The 16098-nt window shown below is 73.1% G+C and carries 19 protein-coding genes; 7 read left to right on the top strand and 12 right to left on the bottom strand.

Annotated features, from left to right (window positions below; all coding sequences use genetic code 11):
* The 7 genes from ACLBYE_RS08735 to ACLBYE_RS08705 all read right to left on the bottom strand — a co-directional run.
* The coding region (locus tag ACLBYE_RS08735; RefSeq protein WP_447693857.1) for a hypothetical protein at nucleotides 1-974 on the bottom strand (974 nt) is incomplete at its 3' end.
* Nucleotides 975-1506: 532 nt separating this feature from the next.
* Nucleotides 1507-2211 (bottom strand): methionine biosynthesis protein MetW, encoded by a 705-nt coding sequence (gene metW / locus ACLBYE_RS08730; RefSeq protein ID WP_447693858.1) that lies wholly within the window; start codon nucleotides 2209-2211, stop codon nucleotides 1507-1509.
* A gap of 29 nt (nucleotides 2212-2240) precedes the next feature.
* A complete protein-coding gene (gene metX, locus ACLBYE_RS08725) occupies nucleotides 2241-3446 on the bottom strand; it encodes a homoserine O-acetyltransferase MetX (protein WP_447693856.1) in 1206 nt (401 codons plus the stop codon).
* Nucleotides 3447-3657: 211 nt separating this feature from the next.
* Complete coding sequence (locus tag ACLBYE_RS08720; RefSeq protein WP_447693855.1) at nucleotides 3658-3819, bottom strand: hypothetical protein; 162 nt, start codon at nucleotides 3817-3819, stop codon at nucleotides 3658-3660.
* A gap of 132 nt (nucleotides 3820-3951) precedes the next feature.
* On the bottom strand, nucleotides 3952-4122 hold the full coding sequence (locus ACLBYE_RS08715) for a hypothetical protein (RefSeq protein WP_447693854.1): 171 nt from the start codon (nucleotides 4120-4122) through the stop codon (nucleotides 3952-3954).
* 90 nt (nucleotides 4123-4212) lie between these two features.
* Nucleotides 4213-4380, bottom strand: coding sequence for a hypothetical protein (locus ACLBYE_RS08710; protein WP_173009179.1), 168 nt, complete (start codon nucleotides 4378-4380; stop codon nucleotides 4213-4215).
* Nucleotides 4381-4550: 170 nt separating this feature from the next.
* A complete protein-coding gene (locus tag ACLBYE_RS08705; protein WP_056523934.1) occupies nucleotides 4551-4844 on the bottom strand; it encodes a hypothetical protein in 294 nt (97 codons plus the stop codon).
* 201 nt (nucleotides 4845-5045) lie between these two features.
* On the opposite strand from ACLBYE_RS08705, the gene ACLBYE_RS08700 reads away from it, so the two are divergent.
* Both ACLBYE_RS08700 and ACLBYE_RS08695 read left to right on the top strand, forming a co-directional pair.
* Nucleotides 5046-6161: a pyridoxal phosphate-dependent aminotransferase gene (locus ACLBYE_RS08700; protein ID WP_100252017.1), complete on the top strand. Its 1116-nt coding sequence runs from the start codon at nucleotides 5046-5048 to the stop codon at nucleotides 6159-6161.
* A complete protein-coding gene (locus ACLBYE_RS08695) occupies nucleotides 6154-7098 on the top strand; it encodes a prephenate/arogenate dehydrogenase family protein (RefSeq protein ID WP_447693853.1) in 945 nt (314 codons plus the stop codon). Before ACLBYE_RS08700 ends, ACLBYE_RS08695 begins: the two co-directional genes overlap by 8 nt.
* Before the next feature lie 36 nt (nucleotides 7099-7134).
* Here ACLBYE_RS08695 and msrA read toward each other — a convergent pair whose 3' ends face one another.
* The gene (gene msrA / locus ACLBYE_RS08690; RefSeq protein ID WP_447693852.1) at nucleotides 7135-7851 is read right to left on the bottom strand and encodes a peptide-methionine (S)-S-oxide reductase MsrA; all 717 of its coding nucleotides are present in this window, start codon (nucleotides 7849-7851) and stop codon (nucleotides 7135-7137) included.
* 140 nt (nucleotides 7852-7991) lie between these two features.
* Here msrA and trpB point away from each other — a divergent pair, with 140 nt between their 5' ends.
* The gene (gene trpB / locus ACLBYE_RS08685) at nucleotides 7992-9233 is read left to right on the top strand and encodes a tryptophan synthase subunit beta (RefSeq protein WP_447683188.1); all 1242 of its coding nucleotides are present in this window, start codon (nucleotides 7992-7994) and stop codon (nucleotides 9231-9233) included.
* 63 nt (nucleotides 9234-9296) lie between these two features.
* Here the strand turns inward: trpB and ACLBYE_RS08680 are convergent, their stop codons facing one another.
* The 3 genes from ACLBYE_RS08680 to ACLBYE_RS08670 form a co-directional block, all read right to left on the bottom strand.
* Entirely contained in the window at nucleotides 9297-9692 is a 396-nt protein-coding gene (locus tag ACLBYE_RS08680) for a type II toxin-antitoxin system VapC family toxin (protein ID WP_447693851.1), read from the bottom strand.
* Nucleotides 9693-9703: 11 nt separating this feature from the next.
* A complete protein-coding gene (locus ACLBYE_RS08675) occupies nucleotides 9704-9946 on the bottom strand; it encodes a type II toxin-antitoxin system VapB family antitoxin (RefSeq protein ID WP_012318851.1) in 243 nt (80 codons plus the stop codon).
* A 161-nt stretch (nucleotides 9947-10107) separates the two neighbouring features.
* Nucleotides 10108-10419, bottom strand: coding sequence for a helix-hairpin-helix domain-containing protein (locus ACLBYE_RS08670; RefSeq protein ID WP_020095230.1), 312 nt, complete (start codon nucleotides 10417-10419; stop codon nucleotides 10108-10110).
* A 410-nt stretch (nucleotides 10420-10829) separates the two neighbouring features.
* Here ACLBYE_RS08670 and ACLBYE_RS08665 point away from each other — a divergent pair, with 410 nt between their 5' ends.
* Both ACLBYE_RS08665 and ACLBYE_RS08660 read left to right on the top strand, forming a co-directional pair.
* On the top strand, nucleotides 10830-12722 hold the full coding sequence (locus tag ACLBYE_RS08665; protein WP_447693850.1) for an ABC transporter ATP-binding protein: 1893 nt from the start codon (nucleotides 10830-10832) through the stop codon (nucleotides 12720-12722).
* A 119-nt stretch (nucleotides 12723-12841) separates the two neighbouring features.
* Nucleotides 12842-13741: a cell envelope integrity EipB family protein gene (locus tag ACLBYE_RS08660; RefSeq protein ID WP_447693849.1), complete on the top strand. Its 900-nt coding sequence runs from the start codon at nucleotides 12842-12844 to the stop codon at nucleotides 13739-13741.
* Between the two features lie 9 nt (nucleotides 13742-13750).
* Here the strand turns inward: ACLBYE_RS08660 and ACLBYE_RS08655 are convergent, their stop codons facing one another.
* Nucleotides 13751-14047: a DUF3572 domain-containing protein gene (locus tag ACLBYE_RS08655; protein ID WP_447693848.1), complete on the bottom strand. Its 297-nt coding sequence runs from the start codon at nucleotides 14045-14047 to the stop codon at nucleotides 13751-13753.
* An 80-nt stretch (nucleotides 14048-14127) separates the two neighbouring features.
* Here ACLBYE_RS08655 and ACLBYE_RS08650 point away from each other — a divergent pair, with 80 nt between their 5' ends.
* Nucleotides 14128-14499, top strand: a complete 372-nt coding sequence (locus ACLBYE_RS08650) for a response regulator (protein ID WP_007560977.1) — start codon at nucleotides 14128-14130, stop codon at nucleotides 14497-14499.
* Nucleotides 14500-14669: 170 nt separating this feature from the next.
* The gene (locus ACLBYE_RS08645) at nucleotides 14670-16043 is read left to right on the top strand and encodes a PleD family two-component system response regulator (RefSeq protein ID WP_447693847.1); all 1374 of its coding nucleotides are present in this window, start codon (nucleotides 14670-14672) and stop codon (nucleotides 16041-16043) included.
* Nucleotides 16044-16098 lie beyond the last annotated feature (55 nt).

Here is a 16098-nt window from a genome sequence, read left to right as displayed (position 1 = left end):
GCCGCCCGCACCAGCGCCTCGACCGCGGCCTCCGTCTCGGGCGCGACCGGCCCGGCGGCGAGCTCGTTCGGCGGCGCGGCGGGCGCGGCCGCGATCACCGCGTCCCAGCTCTGCCCCCAGCAGGCGGCGGCGAAGCGCGCGTTCCCGGCCGCGTAGCGCGCCGCGACGCGGGCCAGCCCCTCCGGCGCGTCGCCGCGGAACCGCTCCGCGTCGAGCCCCCGCGCCCAGGCCCAGTCGTCGAGGACGTGGCCGAGCAGCCGGCGATGCCCGGTCACCTGCCGGTGCACGCCGAGCCGGTACAGGCGGCGCGACGCCTCGACCGCGACCGGCCCGGAACTCCGGTTGGTGCGGTAGGCGAGGTCGGCCGGGCCGAGGAGCGGCGCGAGGCGCTCGCCCAGCCCGAGCCCGTCGACCAGCCGCGCCAGCAGCGGCGCGTCGGACCGCCGGTCGCGGTACGGCAGGGCGGTGACGCGCCCCGCCGCGGCGCGGCGCCAGGGCTCGAGCCGGTCCGCGTAGTCGTAGCGCCGGGACCCGCCCTCGGAGCGCAGGAAGCCGCGGAACGTGCGGCCCTCGGAGACGACCTGCGCCCGCAGGGCGTAGGCCGAGGCCAGCTGCTCGGCCTGCGGCTTGACCACGAGCGCCGCCTCCAGGGCGAAGCCGCGGCGCGCGAACAGGTCGGACAGGATCTCGGGAACGCGCCAGAACGGGCGCTGGACGGAGAAATCCTCGTAGGAGAGCAGGACCGTGTCGGCCGGCGTGGCGGCCAGGATCGCGTCGAGCCGCGCGAGGGCCTCGCGGCGCTCCGCGGCGCCGCGGCGCCGGTCCAGCGCCTGGCCGAGCCGGTAGTGGTTGACGTCGTCGCTGCCGGGGGCGCCCGGCGGGGCGAGGTTCGGGTAGCAGATCCCGGCCGCGGCGAGGCGGGGGCGCAGGCGGGCCAGCACCTCCTGGAACGCGGTGGAGCCGGTTCGGGGCATCCCAATGTGAACGATCGCGCGGCGCACGTGTCCTGTCGACCCTGCTGGAATTCGCGGTTGCGGCAAGTCTTCCGCGCAGCCGGGCACAGTCCACGACCCCTCGTGGACCCGCACGTCTCGGGATGAACGCCAGACGAATCCGTAATCACGGTCCGATCACGGGAACGCGACCAGAAATAGCCAAGCTCCGTTTCTGCTCTATTTCAGAATTTTCTCGACGCCGTGCGGCGACCCTCAGGGCCCGGACAGCGGCGCGATGCCGGAGCCGCTTCCGATCGTGTTGCAACGGTTGGGAAGGACGACGACCCCAGTCGAGACATCCGCGCCATGCCCCCTCTCCCGTGCGGGAGAGGGTTGGGGTGAGGGACAAGACGCTTCGAGGTCGAGCGAGCCATCACGGCGCGACGGGGGTGTGCCTCGTCCGGACAGAGCTGATCCCTCACCCCGTCCCTCTCCCGCACGGGAGAGGGGACCCGCGCCTCGTCCGGCACGGGCTCGACGCGCCACCGCCTCGCCTTGATCGGGCGCGGCGCTAGGGCCCGGCATCCTCGCGCCGGAGCAGGAACACCCCCTGCGCGCCGAACAGGTTCCAGACCCACCAGGGCATGGAGAACCGCATCGGCCGGCCGCGGGCGTCCAGCGCCGTGGCGTGCTCGATCCGCGCGCCGATCACGCGGCAGAGGCCGACGAAGTCGCGGATCGTGCAGTGGTGGATGTTGGGCGTCTCCCACCACGCGTCCGGCATGATCTCGGTGACCGGCATCCGCCCGCGGAAGGCCAGCTCGGAGCGCACCCGCCAGTGCCCGAAATTCGGGAACGAGATGATCACCTGCCGGCCGATGCGCAGCAGGTGCTCCAGCACCACCCGGGGATTGCGGGTCGCCTGGATGGTCTGGGACAGGACCACCACGTCGAAGGCCCCGTCCGGGTAGTTGGCGAGGTCGGTGTCGGCGTCGCCCTGGATCACCGACAGGCCCCGGGCGAGGCAGGCGTTCACGCCCTCGCGGGACAGCTCGATCCCGCGCCCGTCGATGCCGCGGCGGTCGCGCAGCAGCGCCAGCAGCGAGCCGTCGCCGCAGCCGATGTCGAGCACCCGGGCGCCCGCCGGGACGAGGCCGAGCACGACGAGGTGGTCGACGCGGGCGCCGCCGCCCTCGGCCGCGTGGGGGAGGGCGTCCGCGCCCTGCCAGGGGGCGCCGTGGCGGACCTTGCCCAGGGGCAGCTTGCCGAAGGTCATCTTGCCGGACCCGCCGCTCGCCATCCGCGTCACAGCCCGCGCGCCCGGGCGGCGGCGTCGATGAAGCCGCGGGCCGCGGAGAACATCGCCGGCTCGTCGAGCAGGAACGCGTCGTGGCCCTTGTCGCTCTCGACCTCCACGAAGGCCACCGGCGCCGCGGCGGCGTTGAGCGCGTGCACGATCGCCCGCGAGTCGCGGGTCGGGAACAGCCAGTCCGAGGTGAACGAGATCACGCAGAAGCGGGTCCTGGTGCCCCGGAAGGCGTTGGCGAGCACGCCGCCGTGGTCCTCGGCGAGGTCGAAATAGTCCATCGCCCGGGTCAGGTAGAGGTAGGCGTTGGCGTCGAACCGCTCGACGAAGCTCAGGCCCTGGTGGCGCAGGTAGCTCTCGATCTGGAAATCGGCGTTGAACGAGAAGGTCGGCGCCGTGCCGCCCTGGAAGCGCCGGCCGAACTTCCGGTGCAGCGCCGGCTCGGACAGGTAGGTGATGTGCGCGCCCATCCGGGCGACGCCGAGCCCCTTGGCGGGGCGCGTGCCCGCCTCGAGGTAGCGCCCGTCCGCCCAGGCGGGGTCGGCCATGATCGCCTGACGGCCGACCTCGTGGAAGGCGATGTTCTGCGCCGAGTGGCGGGCGCCGGTGGCGATGGGCATCGCCGCGAAGACGCGCTCGGGGTAGAGCGCCGCCCATTGCAGCACCTGCATCCCGCCCATCGAGCCGCCGATGCACAGGAACAGGTCCCGGATGCCGAGATGCTCCAGCAGCATCGCCTGCGCCCGGACCATGTCGCGGATCGTCACCAGCGGGAAGTTCAGCCCGTAGGGCCGCCCCGTCGCCGGGTCGATCGAGGCCGGGCCGGTGGAGCCCATGCACGAGCCGATGACGTTCGAGCAGACGACGAAGTAGCGGTCCGTGTCGATCGGCTTGCCGGGGCCGACCAGCGTCTCCCACCAGCCGGGCTTGCCGGTCACCGGGTGGGTGTGGGCGAAGTACTGGTCGCCGGTCAGCGCGTGGCAGATCAGGACCGCGTTCGAGCGCGCGGCGTTGAGCGTGCCGGCGGTCTGATAGGCGATCTGGAAGGGCGCGAGCTCGACGCCCGCGTCGGTGAGCAGGGGCGTGTCGGCGGCGAAGCGCGCCACCGGGCTCTTCGGGTCGAGCGCCTGCGAGCGCTCGGACGCGCGCCGCGCCGGCTCGTCGGTCGGGTCCGGCCTCAGGGCCGTGTCCGTTTGGGTGTCCATGGCGGGTCTTGACGACCGTGTATCGGTTCGGATCCGAACCGGGAGAGCACGGGATCGCCTGACGCGCCGCACTCGCCCGACGCGGCCAGCCCCGCCGAGGTAATGCGCGGGGGGCCGAGCGTCAACGCGGGCGGGCCGGGGCCTTGCCGGGCGAGGCCCGCGCAGTCGCTCAGGTCAGGGCGCTCAGGTCAGGGCGCTCAGGCCGGGCCACTCAAGCCCGGTCACTCGGATCGGGATGGCCGGGGGCCGGATCGAAGGCGGCCTGGCGGCTCGGGGCGGCCGAGGCGCCGGCCACGGCGCGCTGGGCGCGGAGCCACGCGGGCTCGACCAGACCGGCGGCACCCTCGAGGACGAAGCTGAACACGGCACTCATCTCAACACCTCCGTCGCGACCACGCCGCGATGGCCGAGGTCTACGATGGACCGCCGGGCGCGGCGGTGCGCCCGGACACGGGGCTCGGCGCGGATCCCTGGACCGGCGCGGTGCCATCTCAGGTCGCGGCGCTCACGCGATCGGGGCGGCCATGACGGCGAGCCCCAGGGCGGGCAGGCCGAGCGCGAGGGCGGCCCGGGCATCCAGCCGGTCCGCGCGGACGCCCGCCCGCCAGTGCCGGCTCGCCGCACTCTCGATCAGGATGCCGGTGAGCACGAGACCGCAGCCGATCAGGGCCTGCATCGAAACCATGGAATCCTCGCCCAGCCAGCCGCGCCGCCGGGCGCGTGCCCGGTTGCCGCTGGGAAAGTCCGTCCGATGTCCGACGGTTCCTCAGAGCATGGCGGCCGCGCAGGCCGCGAAGACCAGGGCGGCGCCGGCGGCCGTGATGCAGCCGTTGGCCCACGGGGCCGCCTCGGCGCGGCGCAGGCGGCAATCCGCGGCGACCGAAACGAGGATCCCGATCAGGAAGAGGCTGCAGGGGATCAGGTCACCGGGCATCGTCGATCCATCCAGGGGTTGCGGGTCGGGGCACGCCCGACGCGCCCCTGTTCTCCCGGTTCAACAGGCCGAAACGTGGCGAGTGCCCCGCGGCATTTGCGCGTCGCCGATTTGCCGCGGCGCCCCGGATGGATCGCGCTGGTTGAAGTCTGCCGATGAAGTCTAGCCGATCAGGTCCTGGCCGAGGCCGGCCGGGTGTCGAAATCCTCCGGGCCCAGATCGAGGAGGTCGTTGGGGGTCTCGGTCCGGTCGTAGGCCTGGCTCGCCGCGGCCTCGATCACCGCCTGATTGCGGGCGAACAGCTCCAGGGGGGCGAGGTCGGCGCCGCCGAACTGCTGGCGCAGCACGGGAACCGGGACCTCGACCGCGATCACCCGCTGGCCGTTCGTCATGGCGAACCGGATCAGCGAGTCGTCGGCGGGGAGGATGTGGGCGCCGCCGTCCAGGTAGCGTTCGAGGGGCATGCGGGGATCCTTCGTGTTGGGCGCCTGTCGGCGGAGCGCCGGCATACAGCCACGACTCCGTGCACGCGGACAAGTCGCCCTGTCCGGGTCGAGTCTTGTCGGGTCGGCCCCTCAGGGCGCGGCCCCGGGTTCACCGGCCGAGGAAATGCTGTAGACGGACGCGGAACCGACCGAACCCCGCGCATCCCGAGTCGCACCGCAATGTCCGCCCCCCGACCCGCCCGTCCGGAACCGCGTCCCGGCGTCCTGGCGATCGACACCTACGTGCCCGGCAAGAGCGGGCGGCCCGGCGGCGGCAAGGTCTACAAGCTGTCCTCCAACGAGACGCCCCTCGGCCCGAGCCCGGCGGCGCTGGCCGCCCTCCACGCGGCGACCGCCAAGCTCGAGACCTACCCGGACGGGCGCGCGACCGTCCTGCGCACCGCCATCGCCCGGCGCTACGGGCTCGACCCCGAGCGGATCGTCTGCGGCGCGGGCTCGGACGAGCTCCTGTCGCTGCTGGCCTACGCGTATGGCGGGCCGGGCACCGAGGGGATCTACTCGGAGCACGGATTCCTCGTCTACCGGATCGCCATCCTGGCCTCGGGCGGCGAGCCCGTGGTCGCGCCCGAGCGCGACCTCACCGTCGACGTCGACGCGATCCTGGCCCGGGTCACCGACCGGACCCGGATCGTCTACGTCACGAACCCCAACAACCCGACCGGCACCTACCTGCCCTTCGACGAGATCCGCCGGCTCCACGCCGGCCTGCCGCCGCACGTGCTGCTGGTGATCGACGGCGCCTACGCCGAGTACGTCCGCGCGAACGACTACTCGGCCGGGCTCGAGCTGGCCCTCGAGGCCGAGAACGTCGTGATGACCCGCACCTTCTCGAAGATCCACGGGCTGGCCGCCGTGCGGATCGGCTGGATGGTCGCGCCGGCGCACGTGGCGGACGCGGTCAACCGGATCCGGGGCCCGTTCAACGTCTCGGGCCCGGCGATCGCCGCGGGCTCGGCCGCCATCGCCGACGAGGCCCACATGGCCGCCGCCGCCGCCCACAATGCCGAGTGGCTGCCGAAGCTCACCGAGGGCGCCCGCGCGCTCGGCCTGGAGGTCACGCCGAGCGTCGCGAACTTCCTGCTGATCCACTTCCCCGACGCGCCGGGCCGCTCGGCGGAGGACGCGGACGCGTTCCTGACCGAGCGCGGCCTCATCACCCGGCGGGTCACCGCCTACGGCCTGCCCAACGCCCTGCGGGTGACGGTGGCGGGCGCCGAGGCGAACGAAGCCTTCCTGGCCGCGCTCGGCGACTTCGTGCGGGGCCGGCATGGCTGAGACGTCCAGGGCCGAGGCGCCCGCCATCGGCCGCCTCGCCATCGTCGGCCTCGGGCTGATCGGCTCCTCGATCGCCCGGGCGGCGCGCCGCTACGGCCTCGCCCGGACCATCGTGGCGGTGGACCGCGACGCGGCCGTGCGCGCCCGGGTGCGCGACCTCGGCATCGCCGACGTCGTCACGGGCGACCCGGCGGAGGGCGCCGCCGACACCGACCTCGTCATCCTGTGCGTGCCGGTGGGCGCGATCGGGGCGGCGGCGGCCGAGATGGCGCCGCATCTCAAGCCCGGCGCGATCGTGTCGGATGTCGGCTCGGTGAAGGGCGCCGTGGTGGCGGCGGTCCGGCCGCACCTGCCCGAGGGCGTCGCGCTGGTCCCCGGGCACCCGATCGCTGGGACCGAGTTCTCGGGGCCGGACGCGGGCTTCGCGACCCTGTTCCAGGGCCGCTGGTGCATCCTGACCCCGCCCGAGGGCACCGACCCGGCGGCGATCGAGACTGTCCGCGCCCTGTGGGCGGGGATGGGCGCCGACGTCGAGACGATGAGCGCCGAGCACCACGACCACGTGCTCGCCATCACCAGCCACCTGCCGCACCTGATCGCCTACAACATCGTGGGCACCGCGGCCGACCTCGAGGCGGCGACGCAGTCCGAGGTGATCAAGTTCTCGGCGAGCGGGTTCCGCGACTTCACCCGCATCGCGGCGTCGGACCCGACCATGTGGCGGGACATCTTCCTCAACAACCGCGAGGCGGTGCTGGAGATGCTCGGCCGGTTCAACGAGGACCTGTCGGCGCTCGCCAAGGCGGTGCGCTGGGGCGACGGCGACGCGCTCCACGCGATGTTCACCCGCACCCGGGCGATCCGGCGCAGCATCGTGGCGCAGGGCCAGGAGACCGCGGCCCCGGATTTCGGCCGGCCGCGTCCGCCGGAGGAGTAGGGACGTCCGGACGGCTCGCGGTGACGGCGCGGGCCCTCACGCCGGCGGGCGGTTCACCAGCACCGGCTGCGCGGCCGTCCGCTCCGGGAACAGCTGCTTCAGAGCCTCGAGCTTCGGCGCGTCGTTGGCGGCGATGTACGGGTGGCCGGGGTGCAGGGCCATGAAGTCCTGGTGGTAGCCTTCCGCCGGGTAGAACGCCGCGCCCGGCTCGATCCGCGTGGCCACCGGCCGCGCGTAGGTCTTCGCCGCGTCGAGCTGGGCGATGTAGGCCTTGGCGATCCGCGCCTGCTCGGCATCCTGCGGGAACAGGGCTGAGCGATACTGGCGCCCGGAATCGGGCCCCTGGCGATCCACCTGGGTCGGGTCGAGGGCAACCGAGAAGAAGATCCGCAGCAATTCGTCGTAGCGGATTTGGGCCGGATCGTAGGTGACCGCCACGGCCTCGGCATGGCCGGTGCCACCGCCGCTGACCGTCCGGTAATCGGCGTCGGCACGAGTGCCGCCGGCATAGCCCGAGACCGCGTTGCTCACTCCGCGCACGTGCTGGAACACGCCCTGCACACCCCAGAAGCAGCCGCCTGCGAACACCGCGACGTGCGAGCCCGGCGCCTCGGCCGAGTGGATCGCGGGCTCCGGAAGGCGCCGGGGCGCCTCTTCGGCCAGCGCCGGCAGGCGCGGCAGAAGGAGTGTCCCCGCGAGGCCGAGCCCGAGGGCGGCCCCGAGGAGCGGGCGGATCGTGTCGCGAAGAGCCATGCTGGCCTCCATTCGGTTGCTGACAGACCTTCGTCCGGAAGGCCGTCGCGGTTACGCGCGCGGCTGGCCGCATTGCGGTGGCGGCGACATGGGTCTAGGCACCCGGCAACAGATCGACACGCGCGCGCAGGATCCGTCCCGTGACCATCGCCCCCGAGCCCAACTCCTTCCGCACCGGCCCCGACGAGCGCGGCCGCTTCGGCATCTTCGGCGGCCGCTTCGTCGCCGAGACGCTGATGCCGCTGATCCTCGAGCTGGAGGCGGCCTACGACGCGGCCAAGCAGGACCCGACCTTCCAGGCCGAGATGGAGAGCTACGGCACCCACTATATCGGCCGGCCGAGCCCGCTCTACTACGCCGAGCGCCTCACCGAGCACCTGCGCGCCAAGGCGCCGGCCGGGCAGGGCGCCAAGGTCTATTTCAAGCGCGAGGAGCTGAACCATACCGGCTCCCACAAGGTGAACAACGTGCTGGGCCAGATCCTGCTGGCCCGCCGCATGGGCAAGCCGCGGATCATCGCCGAGACCGGCGCCGGCCAGCACGGCGTCGCCACCGCGACGCTGTGCGCGCGCTTCGGCCTCAAGTGCGTCGTCTACATGGGCGCGGTCGACGTCGCCCGGCAGGCGCCCAACGTCTTCCGCATGAAGATGCTCGGCGCCGAGGTGATCCCGGTGGAATCCGGCACCAAGACCCTCAAGGACGCCATGAACGAGGCGCTGCGCGACTGGGTCACCAACGTCGCCGACACGTTCTACTGCATCGGCACGGTGGCGGGCCCGCACCCGTACCCGGCGATGGTGCGGGACTTCCAGTCGGTGATCGGCCGCGAGACCCGCGAGCAGATGATCGCGCAGGAGGGCCGGATCCCGGACTCGCTCGTCGCCTGCATCGGCGGCGGCTCGAATGCCATGGGGCTGTTCCACCCCTTCCTGGACGACCGGGAGGTCGAGATCTTCGGCGTCGAGGCCGCGGGCCACGGCGTCCAGTCGGGCCTGCACGCGGCCTCGCTGACCGGCGGCAAGCCGGGCGTGCTGCACGGCAACCGCACCTACCTGCTGATGGACGGGGACGGCCAGATCGCCGACGCCCACTCGATCTCGGCGGGCCTCGACTATCCGGGCATCGGCCCCGAGCACGCGTGGCTCCACGAGATGGGCCGGGTCACCTACCTGTCGGCGACCGATTCCGAGACGCTGGAGGCGTTCAAGCTCTGCTCGATGCTGGAGGGGATCATCCCGGCCCTGGAGCCGGCCCACGCCCTGTCCAAGATCCTGGAACTCGCGCCGCAGCGCCCGGCCGAGCACCTCATGGTGCTCAACATGTCGGGCCGCGGCGACAAGGACATCCCGCAGGTGGCCGAGATCTTCGGCACGAAGCTCTGAGGACGCGCGGCGGCGGTCCTCCGCCCGCCGCGCCCCGCTTGCCCCGCGCGCGGACCGTCGGCCTCAGGCGGTCTCGATGTCCGTGAGCGGGAAGTCGTTGCCCTTGTAGAGCAGCGGGACGCCGTGGGCGCGGGCACAGGCGTAGGCGAAGCAGTCGCCGAAGTTCAGGCCGGCCGGGTGCCGGCCCTTGCCGAAGCGGTCGTAGGCGTCCAGCGCGCCCGCTTCGGCCTCCGGCGGGACGGCCAGGATCTCGATGCCGGCGAGGTCGAGATAGGCGTGCACCGCCTCGCGGGCGGTCGGGACCGGGAGATCGAGGTGGCGCGCCACGGCCACGCCGGTTTCCCAGACCGCCAGGGGCGACGTCACGCGGCGCGGCGCCCGCTGAAGCCGGGCCGCCAGGGCGGCCGCATCCGTCTCGTCGGTGAGGATCGCCGTGAGGGCCGACGCATCCACGAACATCGGGTCCCGCCTCAGGTGCGCTCGTACAGACCGTCGATGAACGCCGCGTCGGCGGGCTTCCGGTCCGGACCGGCACGCTCGTGCAGGGCACGGACGAAGTCGGCCGTCCGCGCGACGAGATCGGGCCGGTTCGTCTGGCGGGCGATCTCGTTCTGAAGCGCGCGGCGCACCGCGTCGGTCTTGCTCGTGCCCAGCAGCGCCATGAGCTGGGTCGCGAGGGCGTCGACCTGCGGATCCTTGACGTAGAGCGGCATGCGCGGCCCCCGGGGATATCCCGCACAGCGCTAATTTATATCCTCGGACGCCGCAAGACGGAGCGGGCCGGAGCGGATCGCGGGGCCGCGGCCGCTCACCGCACGGTCACCGCACAGTCACCGCACAGTCACCGCACAGTCACCGCACAGTCACCGCACAGTCACCGCACAGTCACCTGATCCTTGATCTTCTCGTAGACCGACCGGCTGAGCACGCGCTTCGACAGCAGCTGCTCCACCGACGTGTAGGGCCGCTTGGCGACGATCGCCCGGCCGATGGCGCCGCCGCCGCGCAGGTGATTGAGATCCGCCACCGAGGCGGTGTTGAGATCGAGGATGGCCAGGGCCCGGGGACCGGCGCTGTCCTCCGCCCGGTCGACCTCGGCCTGACCGGCCGCCTCCTGCGCCGACGGATCGGGCTGCGCCTCCCGCGGGAGCGGCTCGGCGGGGAAGGCCGTCGCGTCGGAGGGCATCCGCGTCGGCGCCGGAGCGCCACCGGGCGGGGCGGGAGCGGGCTCGACCGCCGCCGCGGGCGGGGCGGACGGGGTGGGCGGAGCGGGCGGCGCCGCAGGAACCACGGGAGCCGCGGGAGCCGCAGGAGGCGGCTCGACGCGCCGGACCGTCGCCGAGGGCTGGGGGGCCGCCGGTGTCTCCGGAGCGGACGCGGGCGGAGTCGCCGGTCCGGGCGCGGGGCTCGGCAGCAGGGCCTGCACCACCGCCGCGAGGATGCCGGCAATGATGAGGAGAACCGAAACTCTGAGGATTGCAGGACCGCTGAGCACGCACCACTCGACGAGGATTAAAACTATATGCATCTACAGTTAATGATGTCCTTGCGCGTCGTCCAATCCACGCTCCAAACCCGGCGGGTCATCCCCAGGGTATGAGCGGGCCCGCACCGCGGCCGGGGGCGGGACTGCGTCGGCGACTCGGCGGGCGCCTGGGCGATCGCCTGGGCGAGCGCGTCGGCGCCCTGCGCTACCTGCCGACCCTGTTCCGGGAGATCGCCGCCGCGAGCCCGCGCCTGCTGGCGGCGAGCCTGTCGCTGCGCCTCGTGGCGGCCTGCCTGCCGGTCCTGGCCCTCTACCTCGCCAAGCTGATCCTCGACGGGATCGTGGCCGAGCACGCCCGGCCGGCGCCGGAGGGGGGGCTCGCGGCGTGGCTCGCCGATCCCGGCCGGGCGCGGCTCGCCGGCCTCGTCGCCGCCGAGTTCGGCCTCGCCCTGCTCTCGGACCTGACCGGCCGGCTCTCGAGCCTCGTCGAGACCCTGATCGGCGACCTCTACGCCAACGCGGCCTCCCTGCGGCTGATGGCGCACGCCGCCGAGCTCGACCTCGCGCAGTTCGAGGACAGCGCCCAGCAGGACCGGCTGGAGCGGGCCCGCCGGCAGGTCAGCGGCCGCACCGGCCTCATCGGCACGGTGTTCGGCCAGCTGCAGGGCCTCCTGACCCTCGCGACCCTGGCGGTCGGGGTCGCGGCCTTCACGCCCTGGCTCGTCGTGCTGATCGCCGCCGCCCTGGTCCCGGCGGTGCTCAACGAGTGGCACTTCACCAAGGCCGGCTACCGCCTCGCCTGGATCCGCAGCCCCGAGCGGCGGCGGATCGACTACCTGCGCTACCTCGGCGCCAGCGTCGAGACCGCCAAGGAGATCAAGCTCTTCGGCCTCGCGGGCTACGTCACCGGGCTCTACGCCGCGGTGGCGGGGCGGCTGCTCGCCGAGAACCGCGGCCTCGCGGTCGCCCGGGCCGGCTGGGGCTTCGCCTTCGCGAGCCTCGGGACGCTCGCCTACTACGCCGCCTACGCGGTGATCGTCTGGCGGACGGTGGCGGGCGCCTTCTCGGTGGGCGACCTCGCCTTCCTGGCCGGCGCGTTCCAGCGGCTGCGCGGCGGCCTGGAGGGGCTGCTCCTCGGGCTGACCCAGATCACCGGCCAGGCGCAGTACCTCGAGGATTTCTACGCCTTCTTCGCGATCCGGCCGCAGATCCGCTCGCCCGCGCGGCCCGCGCCGGTGCCGAGCCCGATCCGCGCGGGGCTGGTCTTCGAGGGGGTCGGCTACCGCTACCCGGGCACGCAGACTTTCGCGCTGCGCGACCTCTCCTTCGCGGTCCGGGCCGGGGAGACGGTGGCGCTGGTCGGCGGCAACGGCGCCGGCAAGACCACGATCGTCAAGCTGATGACCCGGCTGTACGACCCGCACGAGGGCCGCGTGCTCCTCGACGGCGTGCCGCTGCCCGCCTACGACCTCGACGACCTGCGGGCGCGGATCGGGGCGATCTTCCAGGACTTCGTCCGCTTCGACCTCACTGCCGGGGAGAACGTCGCGGTCGGCCGGATCGCGGCCGCCGACGACGCGGACCGGATCGCGGCCGCGGCGGCCCGGGGGCTCGCGGCCCCGGTGATCGAGCGGCTGCCCGCGGGCTACGCCCAGCCGCTGGGCAAGCGCTTCGCCGGCGGCCTCGACCTCTCCGGGGGCGAGTGGCAGAAGGTCGCGCTGTCCCGGGCCTACATGCGCGAGGCCGAGATCCTGATCCTGGACGAGCCGACCGCGGCCCTCGACGCCCGGGCCGAGCACGACGTCTTCGCCCGGTTCCGGGAATTGTCGGCCGGGCGGACGACGGTGCTGATCTCGCACCGCTTCTCCACCGTGCGCATGGCCGACCGCATCCTCGTCCTGGAGGGCGGCCGGGTCCTGGAGGAGGGCAGCCACGCCGCCCTCATGGCGCGGGGCGGCCGCTACGCCGAGCTGTTCGCCCTCCAGGCCGAGGGCTACCGGTAGGGCGGACGCGGGCGGATCGGGGCGCCGTCCGGCGCGGGTGCCCGGCGGTTCGGGGGCGGCCCAAGCATTGCCCGATTCCCTGAGCCTGCTATCTGCGGCGGACCGAACCGGGGTTGTCCATGCGCCTGCGCCTCTTCCCACTGCTGACGGCCGGTCTTCTCGTCTGCGCCGGGCCCGCCCGCGCGGCCCCGCCCGCCGCGCCCGAACCGGAGGCCAAGCCGCCGGCGCCCGAGATCGTGCTCGCCAACCACCGCGCGGTCTACGACCTGTCGCTGGCCGAGGGCGGCGGCACCCGCTCGGTGGAGAGCGCCCGCGGGCGCATCGTCATCGACTTCCGGGGCGACGCCTGCCGCGGCTACACGATGCAGACCCGCCAGGTGACGGAGCTGTCCTCCGGCGAGACCGGCGCGCGCCTGTCCGACATGCGCAGCACCACCTTCGAGGGCGGGCAGGGGCGCGAGTTCCGGTTCAAGACGACGACGCTCACCAACAACAAGCCCGCCGCCCCCGTGGACGGGACCGCCTCCGAGCAGGGCGACGCCCTGACGGTGAAGCTGAAGGGCGGCCCGAAGCCGTTCACCGTCGAGGGGCCGGTCCTGTTCCCGAGCGAGCACATGCGCCGCCTGATCGAGGCGGCGCGGGCCGGCCAGTCGACCCTCGCGGTCAAGGTCTTCGACGGCTCCGACGACGGCCGGAAGGTCTACGACACCTTCGCGGTGATCGGCCACGCCGCGACCGGCCCGGCCCCGGCCTCCGGCTCGACCCGCGACAAGCCCCTGCGCGACGGGTCGCTGGCCACCATGCCGCGCTGGCCGGTCCGCCTCAGCTACTACACCGAGGGCGCCGGGGAGCGGACGCCGATCTACACCCTCGGCTTCGACCTCTACGAGAACGGCGTCAGCGGCGCGCTCAAGCTCGATTACGGCGACTTCGCCATCCTGGGCGACATGACCGCCCTCGACATCGACGCCAAGGCGGGGCGGGCCGACAAGGAGGCCGGGAAGGGCTGCACGCCCTGAGGGCCCGCCTCACGCCCATTCGTCGTCCGGCCGCGGCGAGAGCGCCTGCCAGGCCGCGGCGATCCGCTCCGGCTTGATCCCGAGGCCGTTGGCGCAGGCGACGAGCACGTTCTCGTCGCCCATCACGTGGTCGAGGACGCCGACCAGGAAGGCCGGCTCCCGGGCGCTCGCCCGGAGCGTGTCGGGGCTCAGGCCGCTCGCCGCCAGGAAGGGCAGGAGACGGTCCTCGTCCCCAGCGATCCACAACAGAACGTCCAGGGCGAGCCGTTCGGCCGACTCATGCCCTTGAAGAGGTTTGCCATTCATCAACATGTGAACGCTACAAAGGTGACGGAGGGGCTTCACGGCCCGCTAATCATGATCGGCGCGCACCGGGACAACGGATCATGAAGAAGACGGTGCTGATCGTCGAGGACAACGAGTTGAACATGAAGCTGTTCAACGATCTCCTGGAGGCGAACGGCTACGCGACGCTCAAGACCGCCCACGGCATCGAGGCGATCGAGCTGGCGCGCGCCCATCACCCCGACCTGATCCTCATGGACATCCAGCTCCCCGAGGTCTCCGGCCTCGAGGTGACGAAGTGGCTCAAGGAGGACGACGACCTCAAGAGCATCCCGGTGATCGCCATCACGGCCTTCGCCATGAAGGGCGACGAGGAGCGGATCCGCGAGGGCGGCTGCGAGGCCTACCTGTCGAAGCCGATCTCGGTCGCGAAGTTTTTGGCAACGGTTCGGGCCTATCTTGAACCGCGTTGACGCCGGCGAGGCGTGCCGTTGAACCGGACCCCCGGCCGCGCCGGGCCGGGTGACCGGTTCAACCGTCCGTCCCGTCGTGTCCGCCCCGGCCCCGGCGGCCGACCGGCGGCGCGCACCCACGGCACACGGCGCCCGGTCCGGGCCGCTCACCCGCGCCCGCACGAGGAACCATGTCGGCCCGTGTCCTGATCGTCGACGATCTGTTCCCGAACGTCAGGCTTCTGGAGACGAAGCTCGGCCTGGAATATTTCGACACGCTCGCGGCCATGAACGGCCGGGACGCGATCGCGATCTGCGAGAAGGGCCTCTGCGACCTCGTCCTGCTCGACGTGATGATGCCCGGCATGGACGGGTTCGAGGTCTGCCGGCACCTCAAGAACAACCCGCTCACGGCCCACATCCCGGTGGTAATGGTCACGGCCCTCGACCAGCCCGCGGACCGCCTGCGCGGCCTCGACGCCGGGGCCGACGACTTCCTGACCAAGCCGGTGGACGACACCGCCCTGTTCACCCGGGTGCGCAGCCTCGTGCGGCTCAAGGCCGTGACGGACGAGCTGCGCCAGCGCGCGCTCGCCTCCCGGGAGTTCGGGATCGGCGATCCCCTGGCGCTCGCCACCGCCGAGACCGGCCTCGACGCCCGGATCCTGCTGATCGAGGACCGGCCCGGCTCGGCCGAGCGCCTCGCCGGGGCCCTGCGCCAGCACCACGTCGTCACGGTCGAGCCCGACCCGCAGGAGGCCCTGCGCCTCGCCGCCGAGGAGTCCTTCGACCTCGCCCTCGTGAGCCTCGACCTCACCGGCTTCGACGGCCTGCGCCTGTGCAGCCAGCTCCGGTCCCTCGACCGGACCCGGGCGATGCCGCTGATCATGCTCGCCGAGGAGTACGACCGCGCCCGGGTGGTCCGCGGCCTCGATTTCGGCGTGCACGACTTCCTGATGCGGCCGGTCGACCGCAACGAGCTGATGGCCCGGGTCCGCACCCAGGTGAAGCGCAAGCGCTTCACCGACGCGCTCCGGGGGGCGATGCAGGCCTCCCTGCAGATGGCCGTGACCGACGCGCTCACCGGCCTGCACAACCGGCGCTACCTCGACAGCCACCTCGGCACCCTGTTCGGCGACGAGGCCGCCCGCCGGTCGAGCCTCGCCGCGCTGATCCTCGACATCGACCACTTCAAGGGGATCAACGACAGCTTCGGCCACGAGGCCGGCGACGAGGTGCTGCGCGGCTTCGCCGAGCGGGTCCGCCAGCACACGCGGCCGATCGACATCGTGGCGCGCTACGGCGGCGAGGAGGTGGTGGTGATCCTGCCGGAGGCGGGCCTCGTCGAGGCGCAGGGCATCGCCGAGCGCATCCGCGAGCGCGTCGAGGCGGTGCCGTTCACCGTGCAGGGGGCGACCCGGGCCGTGTCGGTGACGGTCTCGATCGGCGTCGCCGTGCGCCGCGGCGAGGATCTCGGCCCCGCCGACATGCTCCGCCGCGCCGACCTCGCCCTCTACCGGGCCAAGGCGGCGGGCCGGAACCGGGTCGAGTCGCAGGCAGCCTGACCGGCGGCCTGACAGGCGCCCCCCCGCGTCAATCCGCGCGCCCGCGCGCGCGGAT

This window comes from Methylobacterium sp. A52T, assembly GCF_053346095.1.
The sequence above is the reverse complement of the archived record's forward strand: the minus strand, read 5'-3'. Positions and strand labels throughout refer to the sequence as shown.